Genomic DNA, 231 nt, shown 5'->3' with positions numbered 1-231 from the left:
GAAACAAACAGAGAAAGAAGAACAGGCTGAAATTAAGGCTCAAATGCGTGAAGAAGCGAAGATCGAAGCTGAGATCAAGAAAGCGGAACAAGAAGCCATCAAAGAAGAAGCACGCTTTTCTAAAGCCCTTGTGACTGCTAGAAAACAGCTTGAGTCAGCGAATGACGAAGCCCGTAGTAAGCTGGAAGAACAGATCGCACGACTACAGTCTGACCTTGAAGCCGCAGAGCA

The 231-nt window shown here is 46.3% G+C and carries 1 pseudogene; it reads left to right on the top strand.

What is annotated here, in order from left to right:
- A pseudogene (locus AB4486_RS25460) lies at nucleotides 1-231 on the top strand (DUF4041 domain-containing protein); the annotation flags it as partial.

It is taken from the genome of Vibrio sp. 10N.222.55.C6 (assembly GCF_041473395.1).
Classification (GTDB): Bacteria; Pseudomonadota; Gammaproteobacteria; order Enterobacterales; family Vibrionaceae; genus Vibrio; species Vibrio crassostreae_C.
Note: the sequence above shows the minus strand (reverse complement) of the source record. Positions and strands in the feature narration are given on the sequence as shown.